At 43.7% G+C, this 17,333-nt stretch carries 16 protein-coding genes; 2 read left to right on the forward strand and 14 right to left on the reverse strand.

Features of this window, described 5'->3' with window-relative positions; all coding sequences use genetic code 11:
* Nucleotides 1-64: 64 nt before the first annotated feature.
* A complete protein-coding gene (gene ahlS, locus CU633_RS12300; protein ID WP_101660889.1) occupies nucleotides 65-913 on the reverse strand; it encodes an AhlS family quorum-quenching N-acyl homoserine lactonase in 849 nt (282 codons plus the stop codon).
* 14 nt (nucleotides 914-927) lie between these two features.
* Nucleotides 928-2,352 (reverse strand): aldehyde dehydrogenase family protein, encoded by a 1,425-nt coding sequence (locus CU633_RS12305; RefSeq protein WP_180954956.1) that lies wholly within the window; start codon nucleotides 2,350-2,352, stop codon nucleotides 928-930.
* A gap of 210 nt (nucleotides 2,353-2,562) precedes the next feature.
* Between CU633_RS12305 and CU633_RS12310 the strand changes: the two genes are divergently transcribed.
* Entirely contained in the window at nucleotides 2,563-4,254 is a 1,692-nt protein-coding gene (locus CU633_RS12310) for a sigma 54-interacting transcriptional regulator (protein WP_257958697.1), read from the forward strand.
* A gap of 532 nt (nucleotides 4,255-4,786) precedes the next feature.
* On the opposite strand, the gene CU633_RS12315 is transcribed toward CU633_RS12310, so the two are convergent.
* Complete coding sequence (locus CU633_RS12315) at nucleotides 4,787-5,548, reverse strand: hypothetical protein (protein ID WP_101660891.1); 762 nt, start codon at nucleotides 5,546-5,548, stop codon at nucleotides 4,787-4,789.
* Nucleotides 5,549-5,834: 286 nt separating this feature from the next.
* On the opposite strand from CU633_RS12315, the gene CU633_RS12320 reads away from it, so the two are divergent.
* Nucleotides 5,835-6,155: a hypothetical protein gene (locus CU633_RS12320; protein ID WP_101660892.1), complete on the forward strand. Its 321-nt coding sequence runs from the start codon at nucleotides 5,835-5,837 to the stop codon at nucleotides 6,153-6,155.
* A gap of 66 nt (nucleotides 6,156-6,221) precedes the next feature.
* On the opposite strand, the gene CU633_RS12325 is transcribed toward CU633_RS12320, so the two are convergent.
* From CU633_RS12325 to CU633_RS12375, 11 genes are all read right to left on the reverse strand, one after another.
* A complete protein-coding gene (locus tag CU633_RS12325) occupies nucleotides 6,222-6,746 on the reverse strand; it encodes a 3-phenylpropionate/cinnamic acid dioxygenase subunit beta (protein ID WP_101660893.1) in 525 nt (174 codons plus the stop codon).
* Nucleotides 6,743-8,095: an aromatic ring-hydroxylating oxygenase subunit alpha gene (locus tag CU633_RS12330; RefSeq protein ID WP_101660894.1), complete on the reverse strand. Its 1,353-nt coding sequence runs from the start codon at nucleotides 8,093-8,095 to the stop codon at nucleotides 6,743-6,745. The genes CU633_RS12325 and CU633_RS12330 overlap by 4 nt, the downstream gene beginning before the upstream one ends.
* Before the next feature lie 108 nt (nucleotides 8,096-8,203).
* Nucleotides 8,204-9,568, reverse strand: a complete 1,365-nt coding sequence (locus CU633_RS12335; RefSeq protein WP_180954952.1) for an MFS transporter — start codon at nucleotides 9,566-9,568, stop codon at nucleotides 8,204-8,206.
* Between the two features lie 326 nt (nucleotides 9,569-9,894).
* Nucleotides 9,895-11,103, reverse strand: coding sequence for a 4-hydroxybenzoate 3-monooxygenase (pobA, locus tag CU633_RS12340; protein ID WP_101660974.1), 1,209 nt, complete (start codon nucleotides 11,101-11,103; stop codon nucleotides 9,895-9,897).
* Complete coding sequence (locus CU633_RS12345; protein ID WP_101660896.1) at nucleotides 11,103-11,951, reverse strand: extradiol ring-cleavage dioxygenase; 849 nt, start codon at nucleotides 11,949-11,951, stop codon at nucleotides 11,103-11,105. The genes pobA and CU633_RS12345 overlap by 1 nt, the downstream gene beginning before the upstream one ends.
* A gap of 126 nt (nucleotides 11,952-12,077) precedes the next feature.
* Nucleotides 12,078-12,284, reverse strand: a complete 207-nt coding sequence (locus CU633_RS12350; RefSeq protein ID WP_257958718.1) for a 4-oxalocrotonate tautomerase — start codon at nucleotides 12,282-12,284, stop codon at nucleotides 12,078-12,080.
* Nucleotides 12,285-13,073 carry a 2-keto-4-pentenoate hydratase gene (locus CU633_RS12355; protein ID WP_101660898.1) on the reverse strand — a complete coding sequence of 263 codons (789 nt, stop codon included), beginning with the start codon at nucleotides 13,071-13,073 and terminating at the stop codon, nucleotides 12,285-12,287.
* 15 nt (nucleotides 13,074-13,088) lie between these two features.
* Nucleotides 13,089-14,114 carry a 4-hydroxy-2-oxovalerate aldolase gene (gene dmpG / locus CU633_RS12360; protein ID WP_101660975.1) on the reverse strand — a complete coding sequence of 342 codons (1,026 nt, stop codon included), beginning with the start codon at nucleotides 14,112-14,114 and terminating at the stop codon, nucleotides 13,089-13,091.
* Between the two features lie 20 nt (nucleotides 14,115-14,134).
* Complete coding sequence (locus CU633_RS12365) at nucleotides 14,135-15,019, reverse strand: acetaldehyde dehydrogenase (acetylating) (RefSeq protein ID WP_101660899.1); 885 nt, start codon at nucleotides 15,017-15,019, stop codon at nucleotides 14,135-14,137.
* A 19-nt stretch (nucleotides 15,020-15,038) separates the two neighbouring features.
* Nucleotides 15,039-15,815 carry a 2-keto-4-pentenoate hydratase gene (locus CU633_RS12370; protein ID WP_101660900.1) on the reverse strand — a complete coding sequence of 259 codons (777 nt, stop codon included), beginning with the start codon at nucleotides 15,813-15,815 and terminating at the stop codon, nucleotides 15,039-15,041.
* A gap of 18 nt (nucleotides 15,816-15,833) precedes the next feature.
* Nucleotides 15,834-17,297 (reverse strand): aldehyde dehydrogenase, encoded by a 1,464-nt coding sequence (locus CU633_RS12375; RefSeq protein ID WP_101660901.1) that lies wholly within the window; start codon nucleotides 17,295-17,297, stop codon nucleotides 15,834-15,836.
* Nucleotides 17,298-17,333: the final 36 nt, after the last annotated feature.

Raw genomic sequence — 17,333 nt, forward strand, 5'->3', positions numbered from 1 at the left:
ATCTGTTTTGTGGCAGAACGGAACCCTCAAAGCCGAGTTTTCATAGAACTTTTTACACTACCACTTATTCGTAATAGCCTTCTGTTGATTTGCGGAAGTTCCTGAACTGTTCAGAGTCGTGCCCGAACCACACCTTTGAATTGGTTTCCGATGCAATCCTGCGAATCTTTTCCACGGTCTTTGCATAACCAAGCGAGTCATAAATGATCCCCGGCGGCTTGATTGGTGGTCCATAGCTTTCGGCTGTGTAAATGGCGTCCGATGCGAGAATGATTCCGCCCATTTCCGGCAGCTGCACGTGGAGCCCAATCATTCCCCATGCATGCCCGCTTCCAAAATTCAGAACCTTAACTCCATCTGCCAAAACGAGATTATCCTCGTCCCTTTTTACGGTCCGCCATTGCAAGTTGTTCTTGATCCACGCATCAATATCTGCCCAAATATAGGCACCCTCTTTTTGATTGCGTGCATACGATTGGAGAGTTCCGTTCAATTCATCCTCATGAACGATAATCGTGGCATTCGTGAACATTTCAAGGCAACCGGCATGGTCCAGATGGAGGTGGGACGCAACTACGAACTTAATGTCTTCCGGCCTGACACGCAATTGCTCGAGCCGGTTGTGCAGGTAACATTCCTCACTGGCCGTCCACGGAAAAGTCTGCTGGGTCGCCTCGCCCCATCGTCCTCTCGGCCCCATCGATTCCGGATTGCAGGCAGTGTCGAACAGGATTTTTCCGGCAGGATGGTCGATAAGCACTGTGTAAATAGGAAACTCGACAAATTCGGTTTGCGCATTGGGCTTTTTGAGCGTTGCCGGATTGTGCATCGCAATCATCCAGTTCTTATCCATTTGCATTCTTCCATTATCCATCACATACAGCTTTGGATGTTGTTTAATAGTGTTGCACATTCACAGATTCCCCCTTATAAAAAAGTTTTAATAGTAATAAATTTTAATTCCGTCATTTCCTCAACAGCATACTTAATTCCCTCTCGCCCATAACCGCTTTCTTTCACACCGCCATATGGCATATGGTCAACCCTGAACGTCGGAATATCATTAATGATCACAGCTCCTGACTCTATCTTTCTTGCTGCATAAAAAGCTTCATCGATATTTGTGGAATAGACTCCAATATTGAGACCATAGACTGAATCATTAACAAAGCCAATCGCCTCATCAAAATCTTTATACGGCGTGATCGACACAACTGGCGCAAAAACCTCTTTACAGGAAACTTTCATTTTTCCATGGACATCGAGTAAGATTGTTGGCTCAAAAACCGTATTTTGTCTGCCTCCTCCCAGGGCGATTTTCGCACCGCCTTCTTCAGCCTCCTTGACCCATGTTTCAATCCGGTCAATTTCCTTACCATGGATCATCGCGCTAATATTTGTATTCTCATCTAAAGGATCGCCGACTTTTAAATTTTTCGACTCTTCGATAAAACGCTTACAAAACTCTTCATAAATGTCTTCATGAACATAAATCCGTTGCAGCGAAATACAAACCTGTCCTGAATAAACAAATGCACCCTCGACACACCGGGGGATGACCCGTTCAAGTGGCACATTTGGCTGGACAATGACCGCCGAATTGGAACCAAGCTCCAATGTTACTTTTTTTAATCCCGCTTTCGCTTTAATGTTTTTTCCAACCTCCGCGCTTCCGGTAAACGTCACCTTTTTCACCCGATCATCCGTGATAAGAGAATCGCCAATCTCGGCACCGCTTCCGGTAACGATCTGAAGCGCACCTTTTGGAAGGCCGGCTTCATCGAAAATTTCGGCAATTTTCAAAGCGCTTAAAGGCGTTTGATTGGCAGGCTTTAAAACGACTGTATTCCCGGCTGCAAATGCCGGCCCGAGCTTGTGGGCTACAAGGTTGAACGGGAAGTTAAAAGGTGTGATTGCGGCTACAACTCCGAGCGGTTCCCTCCATGTCACCCCAAGCCGGTTTTCGCCACCCGGTGCAGCGTCCATCGGAATGGTCTCACCGTAAATCCGCTTCGATTCTTCAGCCGCGAACTGGTACGTAACGATTGTCCTGTCAATTTCCCCGCGTGCTGTTTTGATTGGTTTACCGGCTTCCTGAGCGATGATTTTTGCCAGTTCCTCTTTGCGCTCCCGCATCAATTCAACGGCGCGATAGATAATGGCAGATCTTTGATGGGCCGGCATCTCCTTCATTTGCTGAAAAACTTCATGTGCTCCTTCAATGGCAGTGTTTACATCAGCAGCATCAGCCTTGCTTATATTTGCAAGCAAAACACCGCTATATGGAGAATAAAGCGGATATGTACGATCCTTTACGATCGATTCTCCATTAATAAACAACCCTTTTGTCATCGCATTCAAGTTATCTCCTCCCCAATGTTTGTCATCATTTATGAATGCAATAATCATGCCAACACGATCATTACTGAAAACAAAGGGCTTGTCCATCACTGACCGTTGAAAAAATTCACCAAAAATAAAGGGATCATTGATTGTCTTCTAGAATTAAAGTGGTGATAATATTCACTGTTTTCTGAAAAAATTCACCAGAGGGGTGTTGAATTGGAAACGCAAAGCCTGCTTCATTCGGTTCCGTGGGAAAACATTCTTTCTTCGATGCATAATAGTGTCCTCGTCGTTGATTATCACGGGACCATCCGGTTTATGAATTCGTCAGCGAGAGCTTTGTTTCAAGTCGGGACTCAAAGTTGGGAAGGCCAAAGCATTGAAAAACTTGTTCCGAATCAAAAAATAATGAAAGTTTTAAAAACAGGCGACAGCTTTATTGGTGAAAAGATCGTCATTAACGGGAAGCAATGCATCGTCAATCGAACTCCTTTATATGAAGGCGGCGACCTCATTGGCGGAATAAGTGTCATTCAGGATATATCCGAAATTGAACAATACCGGAATTTGTTGAAACAGTGGGAAGCGGTTTTGGAGTTCTCGACCGATGGCATTTATGTCGTTGACAGTGAAGGCATTACGATATATGTCAATAAAGCTTACGAGGATATGACCGGATTTGACCGTAAAGACCTGATCGGGAAACATATGAAAAAGTTAATGTTGAACGGCTATATCGATCAGTCTGTGTCCCTGCTCGTTCTCGAAAAGAAAGAGAAAATCTCCATCATCCAAAAAATCGGCGGCAAAAAAGATGTCATTGTCACCGGCAATCCTGTTTTGAATGAGTCTGGTGAAATTGATTTAGTTGTTACAAGCGTCAGGGATATCACGCAACTAAACGATATGAAGCATGAATTATTAAGAGCCAAAACCTTTTCACAATTTCATGATCATCGTTTTTCCGTAAAAATACATGACTCCGATCAACACGTCGTCTTCCAAAGTGAGAGAATGAAAGAGGTACATGATAAGGTGAAACAGGTGGCGCCATATCCTACCAGCATTCTTTTGTCGGGGCCTTCAGGGGGCGGAAAAGAAGTATTCGCTAATTTGATCCATCATTACAGCAACCGTAAAAACGAACCTTTCATTAAGGTGAATTGCGGTGCGATTCCTGAGCAGCTGTTGGAATCGGAGCTATTCGGCTATGAAAAAGGGGCATTTACCGGGGCACATAACGACGGAAAGATTGGCCTGCTTGAACTTGCCAATGGCGGTACTATCATGTTTGATGAAATTGGTGAAATGCCGCTGGCGATCCAGGTCAAGCTGCTGAGAGTCATACAGGAAAAACAAATTTTAAGACTTGGTGGAACAACACCAAAAAAACTTGATATCCGGATTATTTCCGCCACCAATAATGACTTAAAGAAGCTTATTAAAAAGGGGGAATTTCGCGAAGATCTGTATTATCGATTGCAGGTTGTTGAAATTCATATTCCTCCTCTTGTCGAACGGCAGGACGATATTCTTGTGCTGGTCGAACATTATTTTTCGTATTTTTGCCAACAGTTCCGTATTGAAAAGCGCTTGTCTGATGAGGCCAAAACAATACTTCAATCCTATCATTGGCCTGGCAATGTAAGAGAACTCCGAAATCTAATGGAAAATATGATTGTGTCCGTTCCGGCAAATCTCATTGAGCCTCATCATCTGCCCGTGCATGTGTTTAGCCAGGCAGATTTGGAAAAGCCATTAACACTAAAACAAAAAGTCGAAAATTACGAACAGCGAATCGTCTATGACACGATAAAGAAGCATCCTTCTTTAAGAAAAGCGGCCGCAGAGCTCGGCATTGATCATTCAACACTAGTCAAAAAGATAAAGAAATGGAACTGTTATTGAACGTTGTGCATATCAGCTGGATTTAATAAATTAGAGCTTAATAGAAAATAGGAAGTGATATGAAGTGAAGAATAAAGCATTATTAGTTATTTTAACTATACTGTCGATTTTCGTGTTATTAGACGCCTTTGGAAACCTATTTGAAGACCATTTGATTTTAAAAAGAGGTATTTCAGTCGTATTGGTTGGACTTTCTTTCTATGCTATTTACCTTGCCATAAAGGAGAAACTATAAAAAGGGCCTGACCCTCACTGTTAAATAAACTGTGATAATAAAGCCTGTTATACAAAAAATGAATTTTGTTAAGACACAGAAGATGCTTTGCATTATCCACATAACAGATGGAGTTTTTAGGTGGGCCTCTACTTTGTGTTTTTCTAAATTGAAGAACCACCCATCCATTAATAGGTCTGGGTGGCTATGTTTCTATTTTGCAGAATTAAATGCTATAATCCCAAAAATCCAGAAAACTATAAAAATACTGCCTAACGCTAACAAGAAAATTAACAATTTCTTCATTGTGCATACTTCCTATCTAGTATAGAAATAGCCTGACTCTTTTCCATTTTTGTTACCCACTATGCCTATGAAAACATTTCCTAACTGAATAATTCCTACTGAACCTAATCCCATTTTATAATAAAAAACTGCATCACCATAATATTTACCGTTTCTCACATCATGGTCTTTATTTGTCAAATCAGTGACCACTGTAGGATTCCAGTTACGTGTAACATAAGCTTGAGTGCGCACTGCCCTTGTAACCCCATAACTATTATATTCGTACGTACCTACAATTTTATATTCAGTAACACGAACACCCAGTACCCATAAAGTACCGGTTCCTGACACCGTGCGTGATAGTGCTGCAACGCTTATAAGACCATCTTCTGAGGCTTCGTCAGTTTGTACTTTAGTCCAAGCAACATCTTGTTTAGTTGCTTCATCAAGCTGTTCCAAATTACCACTGTACATAGCTTGGACAGTGGTTGGATCACTTAATATATGAAGAAATTTTTCCTGGTTTTTTTTGGATAACTTTTTATAATCTTTGAGTACATTACTTGCATTAGCAACTGCCTCCTTAGCAATTGTGTTGTCTGTTATTCCAGATTCATATGCATCTTCAATGGAGTAATTTTTTAGATAATTGATATAACTTTTAGGTGAACTCAATGGTGAAGGATCGTGGTGGCTTGAGGCGGCAGTTGAAAGTGGGAACACAGATGATAGAAATAAAACCAAAATACTAAACACTACTAACCAACTTATTTTGTTCTTTTTAAAAATCATCTTTTTCCTCCATTATTAATTTATTGAATCAACTATGATTCTATTTATTTATCTCATATAATATGTCATTTGTTTACCTTTTTTTCCAAATTAGAAGGAAGAATAGAAATTTTTGAAAATTATTCTAATTTCATTTTGGCAGTGAAATGTCTAAAAGGATCAAGTTAATTCGGTAGGCATATTGAGCTGGCAAATGAAATTTGTTAATATATAAAAAATCGTTATTTTTTTACTATTGTTATTTTCATTTATGGCATAACACTTTTCTATATTAGAGGTGATGTTAATGAAAATATTTAAACTCTATCTGATTTCTTTAATCGAAATTTTTCTTTTTCTTTGTTTAGGCTTTATTTTAACTCGATATATATTAAAACCAATTTATGAGTTAAATGGTGTCCGCTTTGAAGGCAATGTTGGAATTGTTTGGTTTGGTTTTTCTTTTATTCTCTTTAGCATCTACACATTAATTTGGGCAAAGTTGCGAAATAATCAGCAACAAAGCACTTTGATAAAAGAGCGTCTATCATCTTTTACTTTCTGGTTTATCTTTGCTAGCTCTATAGTGGTGGTCATTCTTCCATTTCTTAACGGAAAAATGTACTAAAAAAAGGGCCTGACCCCCGCCGCTTTAAAGCATAAAACGGGGGACAGGCACCTAAAACATTAACAATTATAAAAACATACTCATATTCATTGTCGTAATTACGGATTGATCAGGATAGATGGTTCTTGCAGCGATTTTCCACTGGTTATCCACTTTTCGGATTATGTCATGTCTTTCTCCAAACATCTGCTCAATGTCAAGAGTTGAGCCTCTGCTGCGCTGGAAAAGGAAATAACTTCTCACTTTGAATTCATCAGGGTTAGCTGTGCTTTCGATCATAACATTGGTAATGAAATGTCGTTGTCTTGTCGCCGGATTTTCAACCCAGGCCGATTTTGTATATAAACGATTGACCCTTGTCGTCAAAGATGTTTTCGTTTCTTCAAAAAATGAGATATCCGTTGCAATATCTGGTACTCCGACACCTTCCACTGTTTCACGTAAAGGCATTCGGTATTGTAGATCATCTGCCAACAATTCCAGCCACTCTTTATATTTCCGATTATCTAAAAAGTAGGCCTCTTGATAAAGAAAATTGCTGATTTCATAGTGTAATTGATAGTTTATTTTGTCCTGTAGTTCCGGGCTCATTTGCTTTCCTCCAATACAAAAAGATCTTTGGAGATGAGTTTAAGCCATTGTTCGTGCATGCTTCTTGATAATGCGTCAATATAGGTGGTTGGATAGGCTATGCCCGGCCCGGGGAAATTCGGATCTGGTTCAACCCGATTGAAGCCCATTAAATAGTTGCTTACACTGTTATAATTCAATTCTTTATCGCGCATCATTAAACCTTTGCTTACTTCAACAATGCGCGCCCATGTTTCTGTATCATCTTGCTCCAATGTCCCGGATGGACCAAATGATCCTAAATATCCTTTATATGCGGCTTCTTTATATTCCTCGGGAGCCGCTTTATCAATCAAGAACCAGCACCACACTTCTACCCGGTCAGGTGCCAGCGGTCTCCACATTCTAAAATTCAGGTAGTTGTGTAAATCTCCTTCGGTTCCATGGATCGGACTGACAAATGAAAGATTTGGATAGACGCCCCCAACAAACACCGTTACTCTTGACTGAATATCGAGCTGTTCTGGAGTTAAATTTTTCTCAAACATCGGCCACATCGATTCTGGAGTGCTCTGGAACGGAACTCTGGCTTTACCCGTTTTCGAAGTAATGACATTAATGCCATGGCCATTTTCCATAACAACCTGATGACCATAGCCGGCATAAAGAGGATCTTCAGGACTTATCCCCATTTCAACGGTTGAGCGATGGGTAGTCTGTACGTGATATGGATCGGCAGCAAAGTTTTCGGCGGTTGCTTTCCAGTTTGCTTTTGCAACCCAGCGCTGTGGAAGCCCTCTTACTTCCATGCCACCGTCGCTTCTGCCCAGCATTAAATCCAGATACCATTTCATGTCCCCTAAATACTCTTCCAAAGGTTCCGCATTTGGATCTAAATTTCCAAAAATCATTCCCTGGTAGATTCCAACCTGCGGAATCTTGCGAAGTCCCCATTCTGATTTATCCATTTGTTCACCGTATACTTTATTACCTGCGACAATTCCGATAAGTTCCCCTTCAAGATTATAGCTCCAGCCATGATAGGGACATGTAAAGGTTTTTTTATTTCCCCGGTCTGCTGTGCATAATTGCGTTCCACGATGTGTACAAGAATTTAAGTATGCCTTTATTTCACCATTCCGGTTCTTTACGAGTAAGACTGGATCATTTACCATCCACCTGGTCACGTAACTCCCCGGCTCTTTCAGTTCTGTTTCATGTCCTAAAAACTGCCAGGTGTGTCCATATATTTTTTCCATTTCCAGCTGATAAATATCCGGGTCAGTCAACACCCATTGGGGCAATAACCCTTCCTTCATTTTATCTTTTAAAATATGAAATGCTTTTTCATCCAATGTCTTTCTGATCATCTGACAATGCCTCCTTCTCCTGTAAAACGCTTAACTCCTTCCATAGATGTGAGCGAGTCTAACTTACTACGTCAAGTACAGAAGGTGCCAAGCATTTTTACTCAAACACTAAACATTAACAGGGGTCTTTATCGTAATGTCGGCACGATCTTCCTGAAGCTTATCGAAGCTGCCATACTTCTCTTTAACCAATAAGAGGGCTACGGCTCCGACAATGCTTGGAATCGCAAAAGCAATGAAAGCATTCTGTGGAGCAATCCCTGCAGCCAGGATAAAAGCAATAAGAGTCGGAGCCAAAATTGCCCCAATCCTTCCAAAACCCAATGCCCAGCCCATTCCAGTTGCACGTGCTTCCGGTGGGTAGTATTCCGCTATATATGGATTTGTCAGGTTCATATTACCTACCGTACATGCTCCACCGATCATGATCAATATATATAGAAGGAATAAATTAGAAGTTAAACTCAATGAAACAAAACATATGGCACCTAAAGCATATAGACTGATCAGAACTTTTTTATGACCAATCTTTTCAGCCAGGTAGCCTCCCACTAAGGAACCCAGCACCTGCCCGAAGCACAGCACGAGGTTAAAAGATAAACTTGAGGTCAGGCCATACCCGGATTGCTGCATAATTTTAGGAAGCCAGGTATTTAATCCATAGACCATCAGAAGACAACTGAAAACAGCCAGCCAAATAGCGAAGGTACTTGCCGTACGCTTGTTTTCAAACAGTTTTTTGACAGTCGATCCTTTGAAAGCTTTCTGGCCACTGGAATACTGGAAAGAATCACTTTCTTTATAATTTCCAGCTGGGTCGATCCGATTCAGTACCGAAGCAAGCTCCTTAGTTTGGTTCTTTCCAACTTTATAAGACAGAGATTCTGGGAAAACTTTGAAATAGAACGGCAATGTTAGAAATGGTATGATTCCAATCCAGTAAATTAGCCGCCAGTCTGTTTCTGGAACCAGATACATGCCGGTAAGGTTCGCAAGAATTCCTCCGACCGAATAACCGCAATACATAGTAGCAACAATTAACGCTCTGTTTCTTTTAGGAGAATACTCAGTCATTAGAGAGATGACCATTGGCATTAACCCGCCCATGCCAAGTGCGGCAATAAACCGCATGACGGTAAAAAATGTGGGGTTCGGGGCAAGACCTGATCCCAATGTAAAAACACTGAAAAGAACCATACAAATCGCCAATACTCTTTTCTTTCCTACTTTATCCGCGAGCGGACCAAATACAAATGCACCTATCATCATACCGACTAGAGAATAGCTGCCCACAGCCCCAGCCTGAACGGGCGTAAGGCTCCATTCTTCCATCAACCATGGCAGGCTAACTCCGTACATGGCAATGTCGAAACCATCAAACATGATGGCATAAAAACACCAGAGATAGACAAGTAAATGAAAGCGGTTAAATTTACTGGCTGCAACAACTTCCGAAGGGTTTATGGTACGCATAGTATCACTCCATTCCATTTTTATTCAAACAACTAAGACATAGAGACTTCCATATTTGTAAGCGCATTCATAAAACTCTTAAAAAATAATCTTTACAAGATCACCTTCCCTCTGCAGAGTGGAATTCTTTTTGATTCTTAATATGATAATAATAGCTTTATAGAAACCCAACAATCGTAGCGTTCCACTATATGCAACAATTAAAAATTTTTTAAATTTTTTAAAATTAACTAAAGGAGCAGCGTTTGATCTTTATAATCACTTTCCTGCAATAAAAAAATGCATCCCTGCAAAGCGAATGCTGCGCTTTAGGATGCAGTAAAGAATTATATAATCGCCCCAGTCTGCAATGGCATAAATGGCATTTCAAATGGCAAACCCACATAGTTTTCTGCGAGTGAGGTGGCTGCCGCAGAGGAAGAGGTTACATACTCCAGTTCTGCCAGCTGGATGCCGTATTCGAATGGGTTATGATCAAAATTCCGGTGCAAAGTGGTTGTCATCCACGACGAAAAGCGCTGTGCCTTCCAAACTCTCGCCAGGCAGATTTCTGAATAGCGGCCAAGAATCTCTTCTTTTCCCTCATGGAAAAATTCACTCAACCCACGTGCCATTACGAGAATGTCTGCGACAGCAAGATTGAGGCCTTTCGCCCCGGTTGGCGGAACAATATGGGCTGCATCCCCGGCCAGGAACAATCGACCGTATTGCATCGTTTCACAGACGAAACTCCTCATTGCAACTATGTTCTTTTGAAAAATTGGACCATCTGCCAATTTCCAATCGTCCGTATCGACCCTGGCATGCAATTCTGTCCAAATTCGGTCATCCGACCATTTCGAGATTTCGTCTTTTGCATCCACCTGAAGGTAATGACGCTGTATTTCCGGTGAACGAGTACTCAGCAAGGCAAAGCCACGTTCGTGATTTGTATAGATTAATTCTGGGTTGGCCGGAGGAGCTTTGGCGAGAATGCCGAGCCAACCGAATGGGTAAACCTTTTGTTTTTCGCTCCGTACACTTTCCGGAATGGCTCGCCGGCTCGGACCGTGAAAACCGTCGCATCCAGCAATAAAATCACTTTCGATTTCGTATGGTTCCCCTTCCATGATAAAACGGATCTTTGGAGACGGAGTATCGATTTCATGAAGGCTGACATTACTAACATTGAAAAAGATTTTTCCGCCTGCCTTGATTCGTGCATCAATCAAATCCTTGATTACTTCATGTTGAGCGTAGACGGTAATGCTTTTCCCACCAGTCAGCCCAAACATGTCAATCCGATGCCTTTTCCCATTAAACTGCAATTCAATTCCTTTATGGACATGTCCTTCCCTCGCCATTCGTTCACCAACACCCGCTGCTTTTAAGACATCCATAGTTCCCTGTTCCAGTACTCCTGCACGGATCGTACCTTCGATATCTTCACGAGATCGATGTTCCAGGACAATCGAGTCAATGCCCTGTAGATATAAAAGATGTGAAAGCAGAAGACCGGCTGGGCCGGCACCGATGATTCCAACCTGTGTCTTCATCATTTGGCAAATACGCTCTCTTCCTGGGATTCTATTGTCACAAGTGCGCTTTTGGCAAAAGTGATCAACGCATTCCAACTCCCCGACGATTGCCCGTCAGCTAAATAGAGCGGTTCGCAGTCTTCATTAATCATGCTGAACAGCATGGCGAGATGGCGCCCTCCTGATTCCACTTTGGCCATCCTTGCGTATTCTGGAAGCATGTGGTACGCGGATTGATAATCTTTTTTCATGACGAAATCAATAAACTGTTTATCAAGCGCATGTTCGGCCACGGTCGGCTTGTTATGTCTCCCGCGTACTAAATTATGCGATAATGCCCCGCTTGAAACGAAAACGACCTTTTTATCGCTCTCCCGTAAAACCTTGGCAATCACTTGCCCCCATTTATACGTTTCCTCAAGACTCGCAGCTAATGTCACCGATAAATTGATAACGGGAATGTCCTCATTTGGAACTAGGTAGCGCAACGGCACGACACTGCCGTAGTCCCAAAAATAATATGGATCATTCACTCCCTGCACTTGAAGCCCGGCAGCCTGGCCGGCTGTGACCAATTCCTCTGCCAAGTCTGGATCACCTGGGTAATGATAAGGAACATCCTTGATCAGGTCCGGTGCTTCGATTGCGGTTAAAATACCTTTATGCTCCGGTGTGCAGTCAACATAATGGAAGAAAGTCGATGGCCAGTGGCAAGAAACAAGCACAATTGCATCCGGCTTCAACCTGTAAATTTCTTTAGAAACATCTTTCATGGCGGAAACCATATCCTTTTGAAATTCTGGAACCTGGTCTTCGTGACAAATACTAGGAACATGGGGCACCAGCATGCTTAACTCAATCGTCATAATAACCTCCCGTTTAAATAAATATCGATGGAAGCAAACGCTTACAAAAATCAACAAAAAAGATGATGCTACTTTTTTCACAGTTGGCATAATCAGCAATCTTGATATAGTAACAACCTTTAACAGTTATTGCTCTGACATTGGTTTTCCGGCTTTTCCCCAGTGCGTTTTTGGAATTTCGGTCACTAATACTCTTATATTTTCTTTTGGGGCATCCAGTGTTTCGGAAACTGTGTTTGTCACATTCTGAATGATTTCAGCGATTTTCTCCCTGGGTCTCCCTTCCTGGATTTGAATATTGATAATCGGCATCCAATTCTTCCTCCTCTTTATCTATTCAGTTACGGTAAAAGAAACTTCCCCCAGTCCATCAAATTTCCCGCTGACAACATCCCCGTTTTTCAGCATTACGGCGCCAGTGATGGCACCGGATAAGATCACATCGCCTTTACGCACTTTTTCTCCTTTTCGGGACAGCATGTTTGCAAGCATTGCAATCGATTCAGCAGGATGGCCGAGGACTGCGGCACCAGCTCCCAACTCTTTTATTTCGCCATTGATTGATAGAACGGCACCCACTAAATCCAGTTTGAACTGGCCGGGTTTCTTCGGCGATGTACCGAATACGACCCGCGAGGTAGAGGCATTGTCGGCGATGACATCAGGCAAAGTGAAATTAAAATTTTCATAGCGGCTATCGATAATTTCCAGGGCTGGTATGACGTAATCCGTTTTGGCGAGCACATCGGCCCCTGTTACGCCCGGACCTTCAATATCTTCACCGATGATAAAAGCAATTTCCGCTTCAACTTTGGGGTGTATGAGCTCATTCAAACGAACTTTTCCGCCGTTATCGATCAGCATGTAATCAAATACATAGCCATAGATCGGCTCGTTGACATTCATTTGCTTCATTTTCGCTTCGCTTGTTAAGCCCATTTTCGGACCGATGATTCGTCTTCCCTGTTCTAACTTTATTTTGACGAGCTCCTGCTGGACGAGATAGCCTTCCTCCACAGTGAGATCAGGCTTTAATCGCGCGGTTACCTTTTCAACCTCGCGTTTGCCTGTTTCGGCTGCCTCTAAATATGTGGCTATATCCTTGTATTCCGCATTGACCATTCTTTTTCCTCCTCTTTACACACGAACGCCAAGCTTTCTTCTCGAGATATCTGCCGCGACATCGATGATCATGTCCTCCTGGCCGCCGACGACATTTTGTTTGCCGAGCTCGATTAAAACATCACGAGAGTCAATGCCAAACCTTTTCGCCGCCCGTTGCGCATGCAGCAAGAAGCTTGAATAAACTCCGGCATAGCCGAGAACAAGGCTGTCTTTTGTGATTTCCTGCGGTTTTTCTAAAATTGGTGCCACTAAATCTTCGGCAATGTCCATCATCTTGTAAATGTCGATTCCTGTGTTAATTCCCAACTTTTCAAGAACGGCCACCAAAACTTCCGTTTGCGTGTTGCCGGCGCCGGCTCCCAGGCAGCGAATGCTGCCGTCGATTCTCGTTGCCCCCTCTTCGATCGCGGCGAGGGTGTTTGCCATGGCTAAAGACAGATTGTTATGTCCGTGAAATCCGATATGAATCGATAAACTATTTTTTAGCGCCCTGATTCGTTCCTTCACTTCATGCGGCAAAAGGGCTCCGGCAGAGTCAACAACATAGACTGTATCTGCTCCATAGCTCTCCATTAATTTCGCTTGCTCGACCAGCTTTTCTGTTGGCGCCATATGCGACATCATTAAAAATCCGACCGTTTCAAGCCCGAGGTCTTTGGCTAAAGCAATATGCTGCGGGGCGACATCCGCTTCGGTCACATGGGTGGCGACCCTTGCCATTTTCGCCCCCAGCCGGGCCGCCTCCTTTAATTCAGGCATTGTGCCGATCCCCGGCAATAGCAGTACAGAAATTTTTGCATTCTTGACTGTCGCCGCTGCAGCTTCGATCAATTCCATTTCGTTCGTCAATGACAGTCCGTATTGTAAAGAAGATCCGCCCAAACCATCGCCATGGGTCACTTCAATATAAGGCACATTTGCTTCATCAAGGCCCTTTGCCACTTTTGTAACCTGGTCGACTGTGAATTGGTGCCTGACCGCATGGCTGCCATCCCTTAACGCCACTTCGGTAATGAATACGTCTCTTGTTGAATTCATTCCTCCACTCATCCCCTTCCTTAAACAACCGCCTGTGAAATCCTGTGCTTCGCCCATTCTTCTGCAACCTTTACAGACGCAGCTGTCATAATGTCGAGGTTGCCTGAATACTTCGGCAGGTAATCCCCGGCACCTTTCACTTCAATAAAAACAGTGACCCGGTTGCCGTCAAAAATTGGGTCTTGCCTCAATCTGTAGCCCGGCACATACGACTGAACCTGCTTTTCCATTTCCCTGATCGATGCAGTGATCCGCTCTTCATCCGCATCAACGCCTTCTACCAGAGCATGAACCGTATCTCTCATAATAATCGGCGGTTCCGCCGGGTTCAGGATGATAATCGCTTTTCCTTTTTTAGCGCCGCCAATTTTTTCAATGCCGCGGGCCGTTGTTTGCGTGAATTCGTCAATATTGGCCCTCGTACCCGGCCCGGCACTCCTGCTCGAAATCGTCGCCACAATCTCGGCATACTCGACCGCCTGGACCCGATGGATCGCGTGGACGATCGGAATTGTCGCCTGTCCCCCGCATGTAATCAAGTTGATATTATTCGCATCCAAGTGTTCATTGATATTGACAGACGGAACGACGAACGGGCCAACTGCGGCCGGCGTTAAATCGAGCACCTGTTTCCCCGCTTCGCGCAGTAATTTCGCATGCCTGATATGCGCCTTGGCCGAGGTCGCATCAAAGACGATCTCGGCAAGATCCGGCCTTTCCAAAAATCCTTTAATCCCAGTATCTATTGTTTCGTATCCTAATTGCCTGGCTTTTTTCAATCCATCCGAATCAGCATCTATTCCAATCACGGTTGTCAGTTCCAGCAGCTCCGACCTCCCGAGCTTTAACATCAAATCGGTTCCAATGTTTCCAGAACCTAGTACAGCCACTTTAACTCTGCTCATATGGCACCCTTTCCTTTCTTTAAAAATTCACAGTCACGTCTCCGATATGGGCAAATCTTGCTGTAAACCGGTCTCCTGCCCGGGCTTCAACCGCAGCGGACAAAGCACCTGATAAAATCACTTCGCCCGCTCGAAGCGGAATGTCAAAATCGGCTAAGCGATTCGCCAGCCACGCAACACAAGTGGCGGGGTTCCCAAGAGCAGCTGCCCCAACACCCGTGTTGACGATTTCACCATTTTTCGTCAGCACCATGCCAAGCAATTCAAGGTTGACCTCATCGATCTTGGCCGTCTTGCCGCCAAGCACATAGAAACCGGATGAGGCATTATCGGCAATCGTATCTGGAAGCTTAATCTTCCAGTCCTTAATCCGGCTGTCAACAATTTCAAGAGCCGGGACGATATAGTCTGTTGCCTGGAGAACATCAAGGGTTGTGACATTGGGCCCTTTTAGTTCTTTCTTTAAAATAAAGGCGATTTCTGCTTCCACTTTAGGCTGAAGAACTTTTTCAATCGAAATGACACCTTGATTTTCGACAGCCATACTGTCCAATAAATGTCCATAATCAGGTTCATCAACGCCAAGCAGCTTTTGCATCGCCACTGATGTCAGTCCAATTTTTTTGCCGACAATCCGATCGCCTTTGTTAACTTTTCTTTGAATGTTTTCAAGCTGGATATGATAGGCTTCTTTTACCGTAAGCTCCGGATCCTGCGAAGTGAGCGGAGCGATTCCGATCCTGTTTATCTCTGCCTCCGCCAGCTGACCGGCAAATTGGTTTATTTTACTGGCCAATGATCTGACTCCCCTCTCCTACAGTTTAATGGTGATGTTGGATAGTTCAGAGTAAAAATCGATGCTGTGCATGCCACCGGTCCTGCCAATGCCGCTGTTTTTCATGCCGCCGAAAGGCGTTCTCAGGTCACGCAAAAACCAGGTATTGACCCAAATAATCCCCGCTTCAATTTGGTGGGCAACCCGGTGGGCGCGCCTCAAGTCATTTGTCCAGATCGTCGCGCTGAGGCCGAAATGGGTATCGTTTGCCTGCATAATGACTTCTTCCTCCATATCGAACGGCGTTACGGTCACAACCGGGCCAAAAATCTCTTCACGGACACAGCGTGAATTCCGGTCCAATCCGGTAATAATCGTCGGCTCAAGGAAATACCCTTTTGTCAATCCTTCCGGCCGCTTGCCGCCAGTGAGGATCGTCGCGCCGTCATTGCGGGCGATCTCGATATAACTATTGACGCGATCATAATGTTCTTTGCTGATTAACGCCCCTACGTTTGTATCGTCATCAAGCGGCTGGCCTACTTTTAGCTCTTTCACTTTGGCCGTAAACTTTTCAAGAAATTCCTCGTAGACGGGACGTTCGACATAAATGCGCGAGCCACACAGGCAAACTTCGCCTTGATTGATGAAACTCGATTTAATCGTCGTTTCAATCACTTCATCCAAATCGGAATCGGCAAAAATGATATTCGGATTTTTCCCGCCCAGCTCATACGATAGTTTTTTCAAAGAATCTGCCGCCGCTTTCATGATGGCAGAACCTGTTCCGGGTTCGCCAATGAATGAAATGGCATCAATATCAGGATGTTCGGAAATCGCCCCGCCTGCCGAATTCGGCCCGAATCCGTGGACAAGATTGACGACTCCGTCCGGTACGCCCGCTTCTTTACAGATCTCCATCAAGACTGTTGCTGTCATCGGTGTCCATTCCGCCGGCTTAATAACCGCCGTGTTCCCCATTCCCAAACAAGGTGCCAGTTTCCAGGTCAGCAGCAATAACGGCAGATTCCATGGCTTAATAATCCCAACGACACCAACGGGACGGCGGTAAGCATAGTGAATCGCCTGATCATCCTGTTGGTAGGCATCTGTGCCAATCGATGTAATATAATCGGCAAAGAAATGAAAATTAAAAGCCGCCCGGGGGATGTCAATCTTATTTGCCAGTGAAAATGGTTTGCCAGTATCCAAAGACTCTAAATGAGCAAGTTCTTCCTGCCTCTCAAGGATCAGATCACCGATGCGGCGCAGAATTTTTGAACGCTCTACTAGCGTTGTATTTTTCCACGGCCCGTTCAATGCTCTTCTGGCAGCTGCCACTGCGTAATCAACTTCCTCCTTGCCGCCTTCAGCAACGGTTCCCAATACTTCTTCTGTCGCGGGATTAATATTTTCAAAGGATTTCTGGTTGTGTGATTCTACAAATCTTCCGTTAATAAAATGCAAACAATTAATTGCTCGTACTCTTGTTTCAACTTGCATGATGTCAGGCCTCCCAAAATATCACTTTTATTATTT

It is taken from the genome of Bacillus sp. V3-13, assembly GCF_002860165.1.
Taxonomy (GTDB): domain Bacteria; phylum Bacillota; class Bacilli; order Bacillales; family Cytobacillaceae; genus Bacillus_BJ.